Source organism: Pontiella desulfatans (assembly GCF_900890425.1).
GTDB lineage: Bacteria > Verrucomicrobiota > Kiritimatiellia > Kiritimatiellales > Pontiellaceae > Pontiella > Pontiella desulfatans.
The window spans coordinates 991,097-1,009,608 of sequence record NZ_CAAHFG010000003.1 but is presented as its reverse complement, the minus strand read 5'-3'; the positions used below and the strand labels follow the sequence as shown (position 1 = coordinate 1,009,608).

The 18,512-nt window shown below is 54.3% G+C and carries 7 protein-coding genes; all 7 read right to left on the bottom strand.

All coding sequences use genetic code 11. The features are described from left to right. Positions 1 to 9 precede the first annotated feature (9 nt). The 7 genes from E9954_RS32750 to E9954_RS24690 all read right to left on the bottom strand — a co-directional run bounded on the left by E9954_RS32750 (position 10) and on the right by E9954_RS24690 (position 18,473). Positions 10 to 2,310 carry an alpha-L-fucosidase gene (locus E9954_RS32750; protein ID WP_168442583.1) on the bottom strand — a complete coding sequence of 767 codons (2,301 nt, stop codon included), beginning with the start codon at positions 2,308 to 2,310 and terminating at the stop codon, positions 10 to 12. Between the two features lie 43 nt (positions 2,311 to 2,353). Then, the gene (locus tag E9954_RS24715) at positions 2,354 to 4,225 is read right to left on the bottom strand and encodes a hypothetical protein (protein WP_136081940.1); all 1,872 of its coding nucleotides are present in this window, start codon (positions 4,223 to 4,225) and stop codon (positions 2,354 to 2,356) included. Between the two features lie 193 nt (positions 4,226 to 4,418). Beyond that, entirely contained in the window at positions 4,419 to 5,903 is a 1,485-nt protein-coding gene (locus E9954_RS24710) for an alpha-L-fucosidase (protein ID WP_136081939.1), read from the bottom strand. 88 nt (positions 5,904 to 5,991) lie between these two features. After that, entirely contained in the window at positions 5,992 to 10,563 is a 4,572-nt protein-coding gene (locus E9954_RS24705; protein ID WP_136081938.1) for a hypothetical protein, read from the bottom strand. 185 nt (positions 10,564 to 10,748) lie between these two features. After that, on the bottom strand, positions 10,749 to 12,326 hold the full coding sequence (locus tag E9954_RS24700) for a sulfatase family protein (protein WP_222847306.1): 1,578 nt from the start codon (positions 12,324 to 12,326) through the stop codon (positions 10,749 to 10,751). A gap of 363 nt (positions 12,327 to 12,689) precedes the next feature. Beyond that, on the bottom strand, positions 12,690 to 15,212 hold the full coding sequence (locus E9954_RS24695; protein WP_136081937.1) for a hypothetical protein: 2,523 nt from the start codon (positions 15,210 to 15,212) through the stop codon (positions 12,690 to 12,692). A gap of 69 nt (positions 15,213 to 15,281) precedes the next feature. Next, positions 15,282 to 18,473, bottom strand: a complete 3,192-nt coding sequence (locus tag E9954_RS24690; RefSeq protein ID WP_136081936.1) for an alpha-L-fucosidase — start codon at positions 18,471 to 18,473, stop codon at positions 15,282 to 15,284. Positions 18,474 to 18,512 lie beyond the last annotated feature (39 nt).

Below are 18,512 nucleotides of genomic sequence, written 5' to 3'. Positions count from 1 at the left end.
CCTTTCATATCAGAACTTAAGTTCTACCACTTCATGAAGACCGTCGGGACCGGCATCGGGGTTTGGAATAAACAAGGTTCTATTTTCATAGGTATAAGTCACCGGCTCCCCGGTGCGCAGCAGCCTGACCGACTTTACCTCCGGCACATTGCTCACACGGATGGGTTTACCCGGTTCACAGTGGGTATAAAACGCGCCTTGCTGCCACTGTGATTCGCCGGGCCGCGCATGCAGATACCAGATCTTGCCATCCCTGGAGGACGTGATGGGCACGTTGGACTGTTCCGGGAAATGGGTACCCTCCACATCAAACATCGAAACTTCGCCCCAGGCCATCCAGCGCGCCATTTTTTCAAAAGCATCATAATTGGCCTCCGGAAGGGTTCCATCTTCGCGCGGCTTAATGTTCAACAGCATATTACCTCCCCAGCAGCGCACGCGGGCCAGTGCAAAAATAATTCCATCCAATCCACCGGCTTTTTCGCTGTCTCCGGTGCGGCCTTCATAAAACCAGCCCTTGCCATGATTGAAATTCATGCAGACTTCCCATTTTCGGCCAAGCGCCTGCAATTTTTTCATGCTCTCCCATTCAACCATGTGGAAATTTTCGGGGGTCACATAGTGCGCACCGGGATAGGTCCCCTTCATCTCACCTCCATGATGAAAATTGCCACGGTTGTTAAAGAGCATGTCCGGATTATATTTCAGCGCCGTTTCTTCCAGCGAGACCGGCAGGCCGGAATCCCACCACCACAGATCGGGGCGATACCGCTCCATCACCTCAAACGCGATTTGTTTCTTCTGCTCAACGATTTCCATCGGCAGCGGTTCGAGGGTTGTTGCATCAAAAGACTTTCCTTCAAAATTCCAGCCGTTTTCCTTTTCCCAGCTGTAGTTCATGTAATCGCGGTCCAGCCACCAGTCCACACCGGAATAATAGAACCCGACCTTCATACCATTATTGCGCACGGCATCGGCATAGGGTTTCAGTAAATCACGACCGTTCAAATAGGTCTGCGTGCCGAGATCGGTATGGTCGCTCGGCCAGAGTGTGTAGCCGTCATGATGTTTTGAGGTCAGCACGGCATATTTAAATCCCGCTTTACTCGCCGCCTGCATCCAGAGTTCCGGATCATAGGCAGCTGCGGTGAATTTTGGCATCGAAGTCTCGTAATAGTCCTTCGCCACCGCCATCGGCCCATCAACCCCTTCACCGGCCGGACGGCGCATCACCCAGGGCGATCCATACCACGCGGAGGCCGGCCCCCAATGCATAAACAAGCCCAGACCTGCATCCTCAAACCAGCCGCCGCCCTTTGGCATCGGCAGCGGATCTGCCAGCTTAAGACGCCAATGCAGGCCGTCTTCACTCACACCGCCCTCCATCTTCGCCGCCAAATCCGCGATGACCTTGTTGTCATCGACGACATTTGATTCTTCACCCATCAGGTCGTGAAGAGCCGGTGCTTTACCGTGAAGATAGCCGAGCGAAACCAAAAACTGATCCGCATCCAACATAGTTTGAAAATGCATTTCCTCACTATGGCCCCGATTAAAAAATGCATGGGGTTGGCCTTCATAAATCCTCAGATCACAGCGACGGCCCAACGCTTCCATCTTTTCTTTGTAGGCTTTTGCGCTCGCAGGCTTGAACGCCGTATCCTTCGATCCGGTAAGAATAATCGTCGGCGGCGCATCTTTGTGGATATTATGCAGCGGAGAAAAATCCTCCCAGTAGGCCTTCACCCGATCATGCCCAAACCCACCGGGACCATTATCCGCCACGGGATTGAACAGTACGAGGGCGCTCGGAACACAAGAGATCGATGTATCTTCCCCCTCTTCATTATATCCATCCAGCATCGCAGTCGCAGCCGCCAGATGCCCGCCCGCCGAACCGCCGCCTGCAGCCAGCCGGTTGGGATCGATCCCGAGTTCGGCTGCATGAGCGCGAACCCATCGCAGTGCGGATTTGGCATCCTTCACACATTCCTGCGGTGAGGTTCCGTTTTTCTGAGCCGTGCGGTATTCCGCCGTTATGGCAACCATGCCCCGCGAGGAAAAATAATCGCACTGTCCGGAAAACTGCGTATACCCGCCACCGTTCCAGCCCCCGCCATGAAAGAAGATGATCGCCGGATGCATGTCCGATGGCCTGTGCCCTTCCGGATTAAAAATGTGCAGCTTCAACGACACATCGTCGACCGTTTTATACACCACACTCCGGTCTGGCATAGGCACTTGCTCTTTGGCATACATGCCAAGCACAGCTCCAAATAAAAACAATATACTGACGAACGTTTTCTTCATAAATACAACTCCATTCAAATAGACTATATATACACCCGACCGACTAATACCGGGTTTTCGGAGGTCGGGTCGGAAAGACACGGGTGCAGGCCTTATCCATATAGTTCCCCGGCTTCTGTTTCTTCAGATTATCGATATGATCAAGCAGCCACTGGTTAGATGTATCCACTGCAATCACTTCTCCCCGCTTGTCCGTAATCGTTACCAGATAACCGGCATATCGCTCACCACGCGGTTCCGCATCCACCTCATAGTTGTCCATCACCACGGTACGTTCACTGAGAAATTCATGGGATCGTCCATTTTCAACGGTGGGTATAAAGCGGGTGGTCTGGCGATCAAACAGTATATACCGATCGCCCAGGCGTTCCTGACCGATCGCAAACAGTTCAACCTTAAGTTCGTGATTATACGAACCGCTTCCGGTCTGTTTGATCCGCACACCGTATCGGCTCAGCGTCTGCGGAGGCCGCGGTTCGCCCACTTCCATCCGATTCTTAAACAACCGCTGCTGATTATTTCGCGTAAAATTAATGTCAAACTTTGGCGGCCTTGATAACTCAATGTATTCCATATCTGATTCATTAAATCGATTCGTTGGCACCTTGATGGTTTTACCTTTTGTGTTTTTGAGCACGACTTCTCTACCGAGCACGGTTACCAACTCGGCTTCCAACGGCTTTTCAAATGCCCAGGTGCGCATCGGAGAAATTTCAACAGGTGGTGCAGGTTCAACCATTGGAACCTTTTCTTCCGTCACGGTTTCTTCAGGAACGGCTTCGTAGGAGCCAAAATCATTGAAGACCGGTCCGGCCGTCAATGAAACCTCCTCCTCCACCAGATCCTTGTAGATGATATCCATCAGGTCCCGTGAAATTTTTTCCGTTTTAAACGCGGGAAGAATCGGGCCACCCTGACTGCTCTTTTCATACTCAACGCCCTCGACTTCAACGGCCAGCATGGCTGCGGCCTGCCCGCCCTGGTCCCCGATGGCAATATCGATGTCCTGCGCCTCTCCCGGCTCCAGCGTAATCCAGCTGCCGACCACGGCACGGGAATTCCCCATAACATATTTTCGCGAATCGGCGGAATCCGACTCCCATAGGTTTCCGGTTATGGCACCTTCCATATTGGATAAGCCCGTATCCACATGCGTCCACTCGGTCAGCAACACCATTTCGCCATTCACCCGTACAGCAATAAAGCCATCGCCTATGCCATGAAAACGAAAGGTGATTTTTTTGTTATGGGCAATCTGCCCTTTGTAGTGAACCATCCAATACACACCCGAGGCATCTTTATCGCCAAATGCCGAAGGTGCGATGGACGAAAGCACGGGCGGGATCACCAGGCAGGTCGTATAAATTTTCTTGGGTGCACGATAGTATTTCGAAAGGTTGGAGGTCCTCCATCCCCTGCGCAGGAAGTTATGAACGCCCCGCTGCCAGTTTTCTCCATCCATGGAGATATAACCGCCGCTCCGGTTCCGCTTAAAATCGTAGAACGTGCCCTCTAAGTCATTGCCAATGGTCTGATCGCTGCCCAGCAGGGACAGCTCACCGAGATCCGGCATAATATCAAACCCGCCGATTTCGAACCCTTCCCCGCCCATCCCGCTCATTTCGGGCAATTGAATGTCGGGCATGTTCGCCTGCTTCACTTTCGTGACAATCCGTGTGGTGGATTTGGGCTTGGCCGTTTTCTTTATTTTTACCTTCGGTTTTTTCAGCTTCATTTTCGGCCGATCAACCGGTTTGGGCGGAACAAATTTTTTCTCCTCCTTTTGGACCACGTTAAAGACCACAAGAAGCCCGGCCAACGTAAACGCGGCGGCATGGACCAGCAGACTGACCATAAATCCGCTGGGTGCACCCTTCATGACGCCATCTGATCTCTTTGATCTATTCTTCATCATGTTCCCTTAGGTAACGGGTTTTGGGCCGAATCATATCCTCGCTGGAAAGCACATCTATCATCGGTTGATACTAATCCGGACAGGGCTTCGCCGCTACTGGCCAAGTCAACAGGTGGGACGGTTTATCCCAACTATGAAAACGCCCCGCCAAAGCGTATGCTGGCAGGGCGATATAGAAGAAAAACAACGACGACTAGTGCGTAAGCTTAAGCCCCCATACATACCGGCCAAACGGCTTGGCCGGTAGCTCGACGATCAGATCATGGCCCTCTTTTACGAAGTTCAGTTCACCGTTAGCGCCCAAGGGCTTGATCGTTTGGGGATTAAAACTTCCCGCCTGCGGCAGCGTGACCTTGCCGTCTTCCGGCCAAGTCGCGAACCAGGCGTAAAGGGCTCCGTCCTTTTGGGTGTAGCGCACTGCGTCTTTGTCGTTTTTATTTGAATCCGGGGACCCTGCTGCGAGACTGTTCAGCTTTCCTGAACCATAGATTTTCCAAGGTCTGGAACCCGTAATGCCTTCACCATTGATTTGCAGCCACCGGCCGATTTCAAGCAGTACCTGTTCCTGCCCTTCATCCAGACTTCCATCCGGGCGCGGGCCGATATTCAGCAGCAGGTTTCCATTGCGGCTGATGATATCCACAAACCCACGCAGTATTTTATCCGCCGGCCATCCCGGTTTTTCTCCGGTATATCCCCAGCTTCCATTTACCGTGAAATGCGCCTGCCAGGGGCGCTCCGGAATGCCATCTTCAAGGGAACCTTCAGAATCATACACCGCCTCGCCCTTCTTCATGGCGTCGCGCTTCCAGGAAAGGACCACCTCTTTATCCCAATCCGCGCTCTTATTGTAATATCGAGCCACAACACGGTACATGGCGTCTCGGAAATACTCTTTCTTGTATTCACCGCGCGCATCGCATACCCCCCCATCGACGAAGATATAATCCGGCTGATAGGTATCGACGAGCTCGTTCATCACCTGTTCCCAATTCAGCGCATCTTCCGGACGCGGCGGATCCGTGTCGCCGCGGCGGGCCCCGTAAAGCCCTTCATTGGCAAGGTCCCAGGTATCGAACTCAGGGCGGAAGGTGTAGTATTTCCAATGGCGACCATAGTGCGTGGATACCCCGGTTTTGATGCCTTTTTTACGCATCGCTTTGGTCAGTTCCCCAACCACATCGCGCTTCGGGCCCATCTTTGCCGCGTTCCAGTCGATGACCTTTGAATCCCACATGGCAAAACCATCATGATGTATCGCCGGGGCCGCAAAATAGGCCGCTCCCGATTTCTTTATCAGCTCTGCGTAGTAGTCGGCATCGAACTTTTCCAGGGTCAGCATCGGGATAAAATCCTTATAGCCGAAGTCCTTCAGGGAGCCGTAGGTCTTTTCATGATGATCCCGGAACGACTTACGGTATTCCGGATGTCTCAGGTTCGGAATATCATCGGCATAATACATATTGGAGGCATACCATTCATTCTTGAACGCCGGCACCGAAAAGGCGCTCAGGTGCATAAACACCCCCAGCTTGCCCTCGCTGTACCAGGCCGGCACATCATAGGATGCAATCGACGCATGACTGGTGTTATACGTCTGAGCGGCCGAAGCCATGCAGGCTCCGGCAACCAGCCCGATTAAAACTTTTTTATCTGAAGTCATTTTAAATCTGATCATTGTGTTTTCCCTATAAAATTCATGAAACCTGAGTCTCCCGTAACAGTCTGAAAAATTCTACTGGTCAGCTGAACAGCCAGTAGCATCCTTATTCAACCCGAAGGCGAATAAACTGTTGCGGATGTTCTTCGATGGAAATGCTGTTGGTAATGGAATCCATTTCGGCATCGATGGAGCCTGAACCCACATATGAAACGCCATGGGTGTTCCAATCATTGGAAAGCAGATTTGTTGAAGCTTCGACTGTGTAGACCAGTCCGCGCGCCTGATAATCGCTGCGACGCCGGTGGACATATTCGAGCCAGTCCCCATTCATTCCAGACCTTGGAAAAATGGCGGATGCATCATCGGAGGTCGGGTCACCGCCGAAGATGTATTCGGTCCAGTTATCCATTCCATCCGGTTCGAGGTCGACGGAGTTCCAGGCATTGGATCCATAGAGCCCGAAGCTGGCCGCCCACTCATCAAAATTCCCGAGGCCGGAAATAACGATCGCCACATTGTCGATTCCTCCGGCCGCCGTTGTTCCCACCGTGGCCCTTAGCTCAAAGACGGCGTGCTCGCCGGGAGCAAGGCTGGAATCGGCGAGATTGGTCAAGACCACCGAAAAATCATCATAGTCCCCCTGCACCCATCCGGTGAGGGTGGATGCGGAGAAGGCACCGAGGGGTGTACCGTTCGTTGCGGCGAGATCGCCCGATTGATAAAAGGCGGCCACGTTGGTCGGCGACTCTACGTACCATTGACCATAATCAAAATGCAGGGTTTCCAGCTGAAGGGTTGATCCGGTGTTATTCGTGATCGTCACACCGATCCAGCCCGAAGCCGCATGATCATCGTAATCCTTCACCTTATAGGCCCCGTTCGCACCCGTTGATGCCCCCGCAAAATCGGGACCAAACGTTCCATCCAGCGACCCACCACTCGGATGAATCCCCTGGTTGCTTGGAACAAGGCGTCCATCAATTCCGTAAATGGCCAGCGACGGCTCGGTTCCGCCGTCCCAGGCGATCCCCATCACTGAAGTTGAAATTGGAACACGTTTTTTGAGAGCGAGTATGCGAACGGAACCGGCAGGAATCGCGAGTGTCACCGAATCGGAACCGGAAGACAATGTTCCGAGCGGAACAACCTGGGAACCCAACTGATCGTAAACATCCCAAATCCCGTCGGCAGCTCCCTTCATCAGTTCCACCGTACGCTCGGTCGGTGTCAGCACCGTGGAGTCCATCGCGAGGGCGAACAGGGTGTCGGGATCATTCCTGTTTTCGGTCACCTGCCAGAAGCATTCGCCATCCACATAAAACAGCATGTTGGTGCGCTGCGCCATAAGTTCGGCGGAGATCGTGTCTCGCGCGGTTTCCAATGATTGGAACTCCGCCCAGGTATCGACATCTGTTTCGTAGGCGCGGTTGCACCAGGGATGGGCCTCGGTCTCAGCACGCGAGGCGTGCGGAACAATCGGAACAAACCCGCAGGGCGAGGTCGGTAACAGGTTATCCCAGCGTCGTTTGGTATTGTGTAGAATCGCGGTAATATCGAAATCAGGAACCTCTGTATAGGCATCCCAGCCACTCAGGCCGTTGAGTACATAGGTCTGCGCCCGCGCATGCGTGGCGTATTTTGTAAAGTCCGACTTGATTGCATTCAGAGCCAGCGAGTCGGTGTTCGGCGCAGGCAGCGAGGCGGCGACGGGCGAGATGCCTTTGAGCTGACTCCGATCAGGCCCATTGGGATAGACCCCTGCTTCGACGATTTTCAGAAAATTCCAAACGCCCTGCCGATAAGGGTTGGCCAGATCCAGTTCAGGATCGGCCGTATCGCCGCGCTCATAGAGCGGGTTTTCCTGATTCACAATGGAGGTGATGCGGAAGATATCCGCGCCGAGGGAATACTGCGAAAGCATATGGCGCAACACGACGTGTCCGTTCCGCACCCCGCCCCACTCCGCGATGCGGTTAGGTGTCAGGTTGTCACCGATCAGGCTGGAACACCATCCATCCACAGACCCATTGAGCCATAGGCCGACCTGCTCCGCATAGGAAAATTCAGGCAGCGTATTGTTGGAGCATTCAATGCCGGGGGTAAAAACCTTTTTATAAGCCGGCCACCAGGCAGATGCCTGTTCGGGGTTCATGCCTGAAAAAATCGGCCCTTTTGAGGTCATCACCAGCCGCGGCGGGTCGATAGCAAGCGTATCCGCACGGGCAATCACCGCATCCATGTGCGGCATGTAGGTATCGGTTATTGAGGAGTCGCCCTGCTCGCCGGTCAGCCCCATGAGATAGCATTCGCCATCGACCACCGAGGCCTCAAAGCAGTCGGCCATGGTTTCCGGGCTCATATGCACCACATCATGGTGACCGATGGATACACAGAAATGAACCCCGCGCTGCGCCAACGCCGCACAAAATGCCTCAACCCCCGCTGCCGTAACATCGGGATCGGTCGAGTGCACCCCCTCGCCCCAGATTTTCGTGCCGAACATACTGGAAACAAAGCGGACGCGTTCGGGGTCATAGCCGGGTGTTCCGCCCAACCGGTCGCGCGCCTCCTGCACGGCAGCCAACGTATCGTCGGCATGAAATTCAATAGCTGCAGGCGTCATCTCCCAGCCGAGGTGGGAGCGAAAATAGTTAATGTAATAGATCGGCCTTCCGGCTTCCGCAACGGTTCCGTTAAAGGCATCAATATCGTCTTCCAGATCATCCAGCGTGTCGCGCACCGCGCCGAGCACGCCGTTGCCGTCGATATGTTTTGCATCCTCTTTCCAGAAATTATTGGACAAATCCACCACATAAAAATGGTCATCACCGTGCGCGGGACCGGCGAGCACCATTTTATCTGGACCGCCGTCTCGATCTTCCAGCCGGGCGCCATCGGTAAAGTGATAGAGCGTGTGGGCATAGCTGTAGTCGATGATGCGGAACCGGTCGGCATTAACGGAGCGAGTCACATCATAATCCACCAGATACAGGTCATCGCCATAGAGCGTGAACATTTCCGCATTGGTCAGGCCGTCGTGGAAGTTGCCGGGCACGCCTTGCTGTAGCAGATAATACGTTGTAGGCGTGGGTTCCGCGAAATCTTCGTATTCGGAAAGATACAGTTTTTCTCCCTCCGGCAGCGCGGCCGAAAGGATGGTGTTGGTACCGCCGTTTTCCGGATGCAGTACCCCCCAGTTGGCCACTACCTCATCGTCGCCGTCGCCATCCATATCGTAGACCCAGGCGGTCTGCTTATCGGTCCACCCCATGCCCGGGCTTGCATTGATTCGGGCCACATCATCTTCCATCGGTTCGGTGAGATCCCAATAGGCAGGCCGCGCGAGTGTGTCCAGATCATAGATCTCGATATAGCGATAAGCATCATAACCCTTCATGCTGTAAAAGATCATGACTTCATCACCGCCGACTCCATCAAAGTTTCCAACGGCCAGACGGCGAATAATACCCACATTGTCCGGGCGAATGGTTCCAATCTGCGTTCCGGTTTCATCATAGAAATAAAGGTCGCCGTCAACACCAGCCGTGATGACCCGAGCGTCGCCATTTGACTTCTGTCCAACTCCGGCGCAGTAGAGCGCGCCATCGCTGACCGGCCAGTCCTCCCGCAGCGTGCCGGCTTCGGAATACATTCGTAAATGACCATCGGTACCGGGCACCAACACTTCTTCCGGTCCATTATTCTGATCGATATCCGCCGTCTCAATCATGATCGCAAAATTCGGCAGGTCCACCTGCCAGCGACGGTTGTCGGCGGATGGATCGGCGATATCAACCGGGCGGTTAAAAGCAATGAGCTTTTCATCGACGGTCATGGCGACCACATAATCCTTGGTACCTACACCGTCAAAATCGGCGGTTCGGACATGAATCAGGTTGTTGCTTTGCGTGTTGTGCGGAATAAAGCCTTCCCGCGGCCAAACGGTATTCGAACTGGTTTGAATCGCGGCGACGCTAATGTTGTCATAAAACGCGCCTGTACTGCTGTTGACGCCGGCCAGACGGATACTACTGATATGCGAAATGCCGGAATTGCGATAGGCCATGCCGTTGGTCAGCACGGCCCCGTCGTAGGAAATATCCATCATTGTTTCGTGCAGCGTAAGTTCCAAGGTTTGGAACTTGGAAGGGTTCGGCGTATCCACCGAATAGACGTTCACATCCCCGGAACTGCCCAGATAGCGCTCGGCACCGAGTGAATCCACAAATCCTAAACGCTGTGCATTTGCATGCCAGATGCCGGCATTGATGCGGATATCGAAGAGCTCATACCCATGGGAATCAAGCCCGACAATTTTCTGCGGCTTGAGGTTCCCCTCGTTGGATGAAGCATCGCCGGTGCGGCGCATGTAAGTATCCAGCGAAATTGTTATCCCGTTGTTGGTCAGAACCGCGGTCTCCGAAAAGTTTGCCTCAAAGCTGTACGTGCCCGTATCGGCCAATAACGCCTTGTTGCCGCTGCCTGAGCGGATGTCCGATTCCTGGTCATCTATAACGGTCCATGACCCGACCGCCGTTCCCGCATCCAGGTTGGCGGATGTAACATGATCATTAATCAGTGCAGCATCTTCGAAATCAGCATCAAAAATGACCTGTGCCGATACTGAATATACCGACAGGCCGATAACCATAAGCAAACATACTGATTTTCGCATAATTTTCCCGTTTTATTCAGATTCCGGGGCCGGTCCACGATCCAAAGATTCAGGGTAAACCTACTACAGACCAAAACCCAAATATTTCTTCATCAACCAGCTCTTCCAGAAATCCAATGAACGCACGCTTCGCTGAAGCCTGCTTGACTCAAAGTATGAAATCATGGCGCACCCCGCCCGCCCCTCTACTTTTGCGCCTGCTGAATCCACTTCGGATAGAGATGGGTCGCGCCGTTGTTCTGCTGTTTGGTGCCCGGTGTTGAGCGGCCGTCGTCTATATATTTCTGTGCCAACCTCGTGAGTTGTTTCACCACTTCCGGATACTGACCGGAAAGATTCCTGGTTTCGGCGGGATCGGCCTCCAGATCGAAGAGCTGCACCCACTCATGATCCGCCAGTTCCGCGGGGATCACCATTTTGAGATTCTTTCTCGGTTCTGGCGTCGGCTCACTCCATCCGCCGGAACCGGGACAGAAGGCCAGCTTCCATTTACCCTGCCGGATCGCGAAGCTGCCGTTGCTCGAATGATGCAGCACCGCTTCGCGGATCGGCCCGTCGGCGGTACCCAGCAGCACCGGCAGGATGCTGACCGAATCTTCGGCCGACGTATCAGCCACATCCGCATTCACGATCTCCGCACACGTTGCGAACAGATCCACCAGACAGATCGGATCATCAGAAACAGAGCCGGCCTTGACCTTGCCGTCCCATCGGGCAATGAACGGCACACGGTGCCCGCCCTCATAGATGTCGGCTTTGTGACCGCGATACATATCGCTGGCATAATGCTTCGCAGGATCTTCCGCGATAGGTTCCCCCATTCTGAACTGGATGTCATGATAGGCTCTTTCCGGCATCAGCCCGTTGCGGGCCGCCGGAGCGCAGCCGTTATCGGCGGTCACAATAATCAGCGTATTGCCGGCAATACCCGCCTGTTCAACCGCCTTGACCACCTCGCCGACGGTCCAATCGGTCTCCATCACAAAGTCTCCATAGCGGCTCAGCCTGCTTTTGCCCTGGAACCTTGAGGACGGCACAATCGGGGTATGCGGACTGTTCAACGGCATATAAAGAAAGAAAGGCTGATCCGTTTTGGTCCGTTCCGTTATGAATGCCACCGACTTTTCCGCCAGGGTCGGCAGCACATCCACCGCCTCGAAATCAGCATGAGCCGGTCCTTTCCGCGGGAAGGCCTTGGTGGTGGTGCACTCCCCGACAAAGCGATCGTTCTCGATCCAGATATACGGCGGCATATCCAGCGAGGCGGAGATCCCCCAGAAATAATCGAAGCCGACGGCATTCGGGCCGTTTTGAATCACGCCTTTCCAATCGACATCCCACTTCCCCTTCTTCGGGAAATCCATACCCAGATGCCACTTGCCGATCATCCCAGTTGTATAGCCCTGCCCTTTGAGCATCGATGCCACCGTCTCGCGCCCCGGCTCGATCAGCGGCTTACTGAATCCTGATATGACGCCTTTTTTCAACATACTGCGCCAGTTGTAGCGACCGGTCAGCACACTGTAGCGCGACGGGGTACAGACCGCCGATGTGGTGTGCGCATCCATAAACTTCATACCGTCCGCGGCCAGCTGATCCATATGCGGCGTGTCAATCTGACACCGCTCACCGCCATAGGTCTTCACATCCCCCAGCCCCCAGTCATCGGCCAGGATATAGATGATATTGGGCCTCTCGGCACCAAACCCCGTTGAACAAAGAAGTACGGAAGCCACCGCCAAACCCGAAATTAACCGCATCATATCTTTCCCTTCTGAACTCTTGTTCAATTTGCCCCCGCTTCGCTAGAGGCACAGCGTTTTTGTATTCGCAGAGCCTCTGTCCCTTTGTGGTGAAAGCCTGCTTGACTCAAAGCGTGAAATCGTAGCGCACCCCGCCCACCCCATCTACTGGTCAATTCAACAGGTTTAACAAATGCCAGCGCTGGAACCACAACACCCCGGATGTCAGAGAAAAGTACTCGATATCAGAATGCGAGGATCGCCCCCTGCCCCTCCATCAATGTCTAATGTCCAGACCTGACCCCGACTCTTCTGACCCCGACTCTTCTCACTGAAAGCCCGACACGTGCGTGCCGGGCTCCTCTGTGAACGTATTGAACGGGCTCAGGGAAGTTCGTATTCGACGTCCACTTTGTAGAAGTTCTGATCGCCTGAGGTGTCGATGCTGAACGGCGGAACGGCATTGCTTTGCACCAGGTTCCAGGTATCCCCAAGGTTCAGGGCCTGGAAGATGTGATAGAGGCGCTCCGGCTTTTCATCCCAGTCGAGTTCCTGCGTGGCGGTCAGCACATTTGCGATGAAACGCGAGTTCGGATCATCAGCGAGTGTGTCCTCGATAAACTCATCGAGGTTGCTGCGACCGTCGCCATCCTTATCCAGATGGGCATCGTTCACGTCCGGATCCAGCCCGTTGGCGATTTCGTAGGCATCCGACATCAAGTCGCCGTCGGTATCGGTATAAGCTCCTGCGATGAACTCGTAGAACCCGATGGAGGGCGTTGCATTAGTCAGCGGCGTTCCGAAGAAATCTTCTCCTCCGTTCTCGGCAATCACCAGTCCGGCACCGATGACGTCGGAATTATCTGCCACCTTGAAGTCCTCCGGCTCGCTGCCGGCGGCATCGATGAATCTCGGATCCCCCGTAATTTCATTGGCTTCGGCGTCGCACACATTCGGCGCGTTCGGGCCGACATACATGTTGTGCGAAATCACATTCCCGTTAATCAACATCTTGTCCTGGTTGTTGTAGGTGGGTTTGACCCCGCCGTAGGAGTAGAAGATATTATTGGCGATCAACGAATTTACAGGCCAGATATCGGATCCGCCGTAGGCCGGATCCTTCCAGTTCATAAACGAAATGGCCTTGTAGCTCGGCTGACTGCCGGTGGTGATGATCGTATTGTTGTAGACCTTTGTGTTGCTCACATCGCCCGAGAGCATAATGGCGGCGGAGTTTCCGTGATTCCGGAACCCGCAGTCGATGCCCAGATTGTAGCGGGCAATAAGGTTATTCTGGATGTTTTCGCCGCCATCGGACTGGTTAATCGCCTGAATCAGGCCCCCTTCACAGTTCACGCCGACGTTGTACTGGAACAGGGTGTTCTCACACATAAAGTCGCCGTGCAGCGCATAGGCATCTGCGGTGGCTTTGTTGATATTTTTGACGACGTTATACTGCACCTTGGTGTTCAGGCAGGACCAGAACCAGATGGCACTGTCCGTAACCGTTCCGTCGAGCGTGTTGTTCTGAATCAGCGCGCCGTCCTGTCCGTTGAACTGAATATACGTTCCGTAGCTGTTGGCACCGGTGTTGTTTTGAATCACCAGCCCGGTCGATTGGAATTCCCCATTCAATGCCTCACCGCGCCGCACCTGCGAAACACTGTTGCAAAGGTCCCGCACCCGCACCCCCCAGCCGTCAATGCCTTCGAAATGGCAGTTTTCCACACGGAAGTCATGCCAGCGGGACAGCGGGGTTGTGTCCGGTGTGTTGGGAATCTGCGCGTAGATTCCATAGCTTTTATGATCGTTATCATCATTCGGATCGCCGTTGTTTCCTTCAACATCCATGATATCGCAGTTGGTGATGTAGATATGCTCCATCAGCCCGGATGCTTCCGGCGGCGCAATTTCGATTCCGTAACGAAGCCACAGGGCGCCGGATGGCTGATAATTGGTTATTTTCAGGTCGCTGATTTCAATAAACGAATTGCCATAATTGAGCTGAATCACGTGTTTCGACGTTCCCTGAATCCAGGGTTTGGCGGCCTGCTCATCGCCATAGGCACCAATCACAATCGGCTTGCCTTCTTCTCCGAACGCCTGGATGCGGAACGACCCGCTGAAGGTATCGCCACGCCGGAACAGAATCTTATCGCCCGCAACAAAGCCGTTGAGATTATCAAATTTATACACGGCCTGCGGGGTCTGCCACGGGGTCACGTGACTCATACCATCATTGCTGTCGTCCCCATTCACGGCATCCACATAAAACGTCACCGGATGCCGGTTGTCTTCAGTTGTCGGAAGCTTCGGCCCGAACTTCACGTCGTCGATATACGTGGTATATTCCGAATTCTTGTTCCATTTTTTAAGCGCCACCCGTAGATACTCGCCGTGGTTATCGGCCAGCTTCGGGTCTGCCCCATCAATAAGCAGCGTCACCGTTTCCCAGACGCCGGTTGTGAAAGGCTTCTGGTTATAAATCGATTTTCCACTCCATGTATACGATCCGTCAAGCGTCTCACTGGTTGAAAAAAGCACAGCAACGCTCGTATCATTCGTATGAGCCGCGTCTGAGGAGAGATCATCCATCCGCAGGGCAAAGCTCATTTCATAGACCGTGTTGCTGTCGAGCGTCAGTCCCAGATCCTGAACGACCTGCGCATTGCCTGCTTCTGAGATTTTAATGGATTGGCTTCCGCTATTGACAATCGTCTGCTCGCGCTGAACCCAGCCGGAGTCACTCTCGCCGGAAGTAAACCACGGCGCGGTCCCCGCATCGGGATGGGTCGCGCCCGACAACCCCTCAAAGCCCGCTTCATCAACCCAGTTGGTAACAACGGCTCCCCAGCCATTGACGGCCAAACCGGCCAACATCACAATTGCTACGATCTCTCTCTTCATCTCATGGCTCCTATTCGTTTTTATCTCTGCTTAGTTGAGCCTCATTACAAATAAACAAACCCGACCGGCTTAAAACTTTACTTCGATCACCTCATGCAGGCCATCGGGGCCGGCGTCGGGATTCGGGAGGGTCAGCGTTCCGTTTTCATAGGTAAACTTAAGCGCTTTGCCGGTGCGCAGCAGCTTGACCGATTTGACCTTCGGCACATCGCTCACGCGGATCGGTTTTCCGGGTTCGGTGTCTTTGTAGTAGATGGCTTTCCACTTGCCCCACGACTCAAAATCGGTCTGTGCGCCGGGTCGGGTGTGCAGGTACCACGTTTTTCCGTCCTTGGACGTCGTGATCGGCACATTGGATTGTTCCGGGAAATGGGTGCCTTTGGTGTCGAACATGGAGACCGAGCCCCACGCCATCCAGCGGCCCATTTTTTCAAAGTTTTCATACACCACTTCCGGCAACGTGCCGTCCGCACGCGGGGAAATATTCAACAGCAGATTGCCCTGCCAGGAACGCACCCGAGCGAGGGCATACATGATATCCTCAAGCGCCACGCTCTGTTCGCCCCTCGGGGCGTCGTAGAACCATCCGCACTGCTGGGAGGTCATGCAGATTTCCCACGGCGTTCCAGCTTCAACCAATTGCTTAACATGCTTCCACTCCAGCGAAGGGAAGCCTTCCGGCGTTGCATAATGGGTCACCGGATAGGTCCCCTTCTGTTGATTGCCGTGGTACCAGTTGCCGCGGTTATTGAAGACCATGTCCGGATTATATTTCCCGGCGGTTTCCTCGACAGTCAACGGCAACCCCGAGTCCCACCACCACAGATCCGGGCGGTAGCGTTCCATCACTTCGAAGACCATCTGTTTCTTCTGCTCAATAATTTCCATTGGCAGCGGCTCAACCGCATCCTGAGGCATGGGATTTCCATAAAAGTCCCACCCTTCTTTTCCGCGGCTGAAATAATAGTTCATGTAGTTACGGTCGAGGTTCCAATCGACGCCGGAAAAGTAGAATCCGACATGCATATCACGCGCCCGCAATGCATCCACATAGGGTTTCAGCAGGTCGCGGCCGTTCATATAGGTTTGTACCCCGAGATCCGTATATTCACTGGGCCACAGCGAATAACCGTCATGGTGTTTTGACGTCAGTACCGCATAGCGGAAACCCGCCTTTTTCGCCGCAGCCATCCATTTTTCCGGATCATAGGTTGACGCCGTGAACCCCTTGGGGGCATTGTCGTAATAAAATTCCGGGGTGACTTTGGGGCGCAGCGGATCGCTGTCTTTCACCGGCTGGCGAATGCGCCAGACACTTGTGATATCGGGCACCGATGCCGGGCCCCAGTGAATAAACAGGCCGAGTCCGGCTTCTTTGAACCATTCACCGCCCTCCGGGAACGGCGCGGGTTTTGCGAGGCGATAGCGCGTCGGCAACGGACCGTGGTCGTCCCCGCCGCTCATTTCCACGGCGGCCTGTGCGACGGCCTCTAAATCCGTGTATGCCTTGTCGTCGTTACCCGCTGAGCGAGACGGGGCCATCGATCCCACTTCTTTCCTTCCTCTAGGGACGTTGCTGGAGCCGGCCGTGCCGAATTCAGTGTTGCCACGAATGCTGTTGAGCAGCTCGTAGAGCTCCTGTTCTTTGGCCCGGGCTTCGGGGCTGGGATCAAGCAGGAGGTTGACGCGTTCGCCGGGATCTTTCTTGAGGTTGAAGAGCTGGCGCGGGGTTCCGCGCAGTTCACCGGCTTTCAGCGTCTCTTTATTGTCGGCATCGCAGGTGGTCGTATTCCCGCCCCCGCCAGTACCATCAATCAGCTTCCATTCACCGGTATAATCCACGAAGGCAAACTGACCTTGTGACGAATGCTGGATAAAGCCGGATCGGCGGTTCTTCGGCATGGGTTTACCCTGCAGCACAGGCAGGAAACTTTCGGCATCGGGAGCCTCATCGGCGGCCAGTTTATGCCCGATCACATCCGCCATCGTGGCCACAAAGTCACCCTGCCAGCAGGGATGATCGGTAACGCCAGGGGCCACATTTCCGGGCCAGCGGACAACAAACGGGACACGAGTTCCGCCTTCGTAGTTATCGCGCTTGCGACCGGCCCATGGACCGTTGGCATCGTGATTGACGAAGCGGCTGTTTTTGTAAGAGCCAGTTTCCGGGCCATTGTCGGAGGTGATAAAGACCACGGTATTGGCGGCGAGGCTTTTCGGGTCGTTCGGATCGCCGAGCGCGTCGAGAATCTGCCCGGTGTAAAAGTCGGTCTGCACCACATAGTCTCCATAGCCCCAGCCGGCGCTGCGTTCAAACTGCTTCTGGCTGGCGGGCGGCGCATGCGGCGAAGGCATCGGCACATAGATAAAGAACGGCTTGTCATCCTTTTTGCGCGCGCTGATGATGTCGGAAAACTTCTGCGCCTGCACCTGCAGGTAGTCGGCCATAACAAAGGTCGGGTCGTACATGCCCGGACGACCGAAAGGGGAGCCTTCGGCCCGGCCGTACTTGCCCGGACGACTGAAAAGCTGGCCTTCGGCCAGGTCGGCATTGGTCGCAAACCGAGCCTGCGAAAAGTCGACCTTTCCGTCTTTAACAATGGCGCCTTTGTAGAGCACGCGAACTTCATCATTACGCGATTCGAGCCAGGCGTAAGGAGGCATATCGAGCGAGGCCGAGGTGCCGAAATAATAGTTGAACCCTCCGCGATGATACGGCGTGTCGGTAACCGGTCGGGAAAAGTCGATTTTATTTTCCTTCAGCACATTGGCATTATTTTTCAGATCCACCGGCTTCCCTTCCGGGCTGAAGAACTGCATGCCCATATGCCACTTGCCGACCATCGCCGTTTCATAGCCGTACTGCTGAAACATTTTGCCGATGGTAAAACGATCGGCCGCCAGGAATGTTTTGCTGTAGCCGCCGGTAACGCCCCTTTTCAGGCTGGTGCGCCATGAATAGTGACCGCACATCAGCGAGTAGCGCGAAGGCGAGCAGACGCCGTCCGACGAATGCCCGTTCGTGAAGCGCATGCCCTGCTCTGCAAAGCGATCAAGGTGCGGCGTAATCGTCGGCACGGCCGGATCCAGATATTTCGAGTCGGCAGGAATCTTCACCCCTGTCGGCCCATTGGCACCCATATCGCCGAAGCCCATATCATCAAAATAGATCAGCACCACATTCGGTTTTGCAGGATCCAGATTGGCCCCAAACGCGAGCGAAGTGCCCAGTATCAGACAAGCTGTTAGTAATTTTTTCATAGTGTCTCTCCTTCTTGATTTCCGCACGACTCCCCAAAG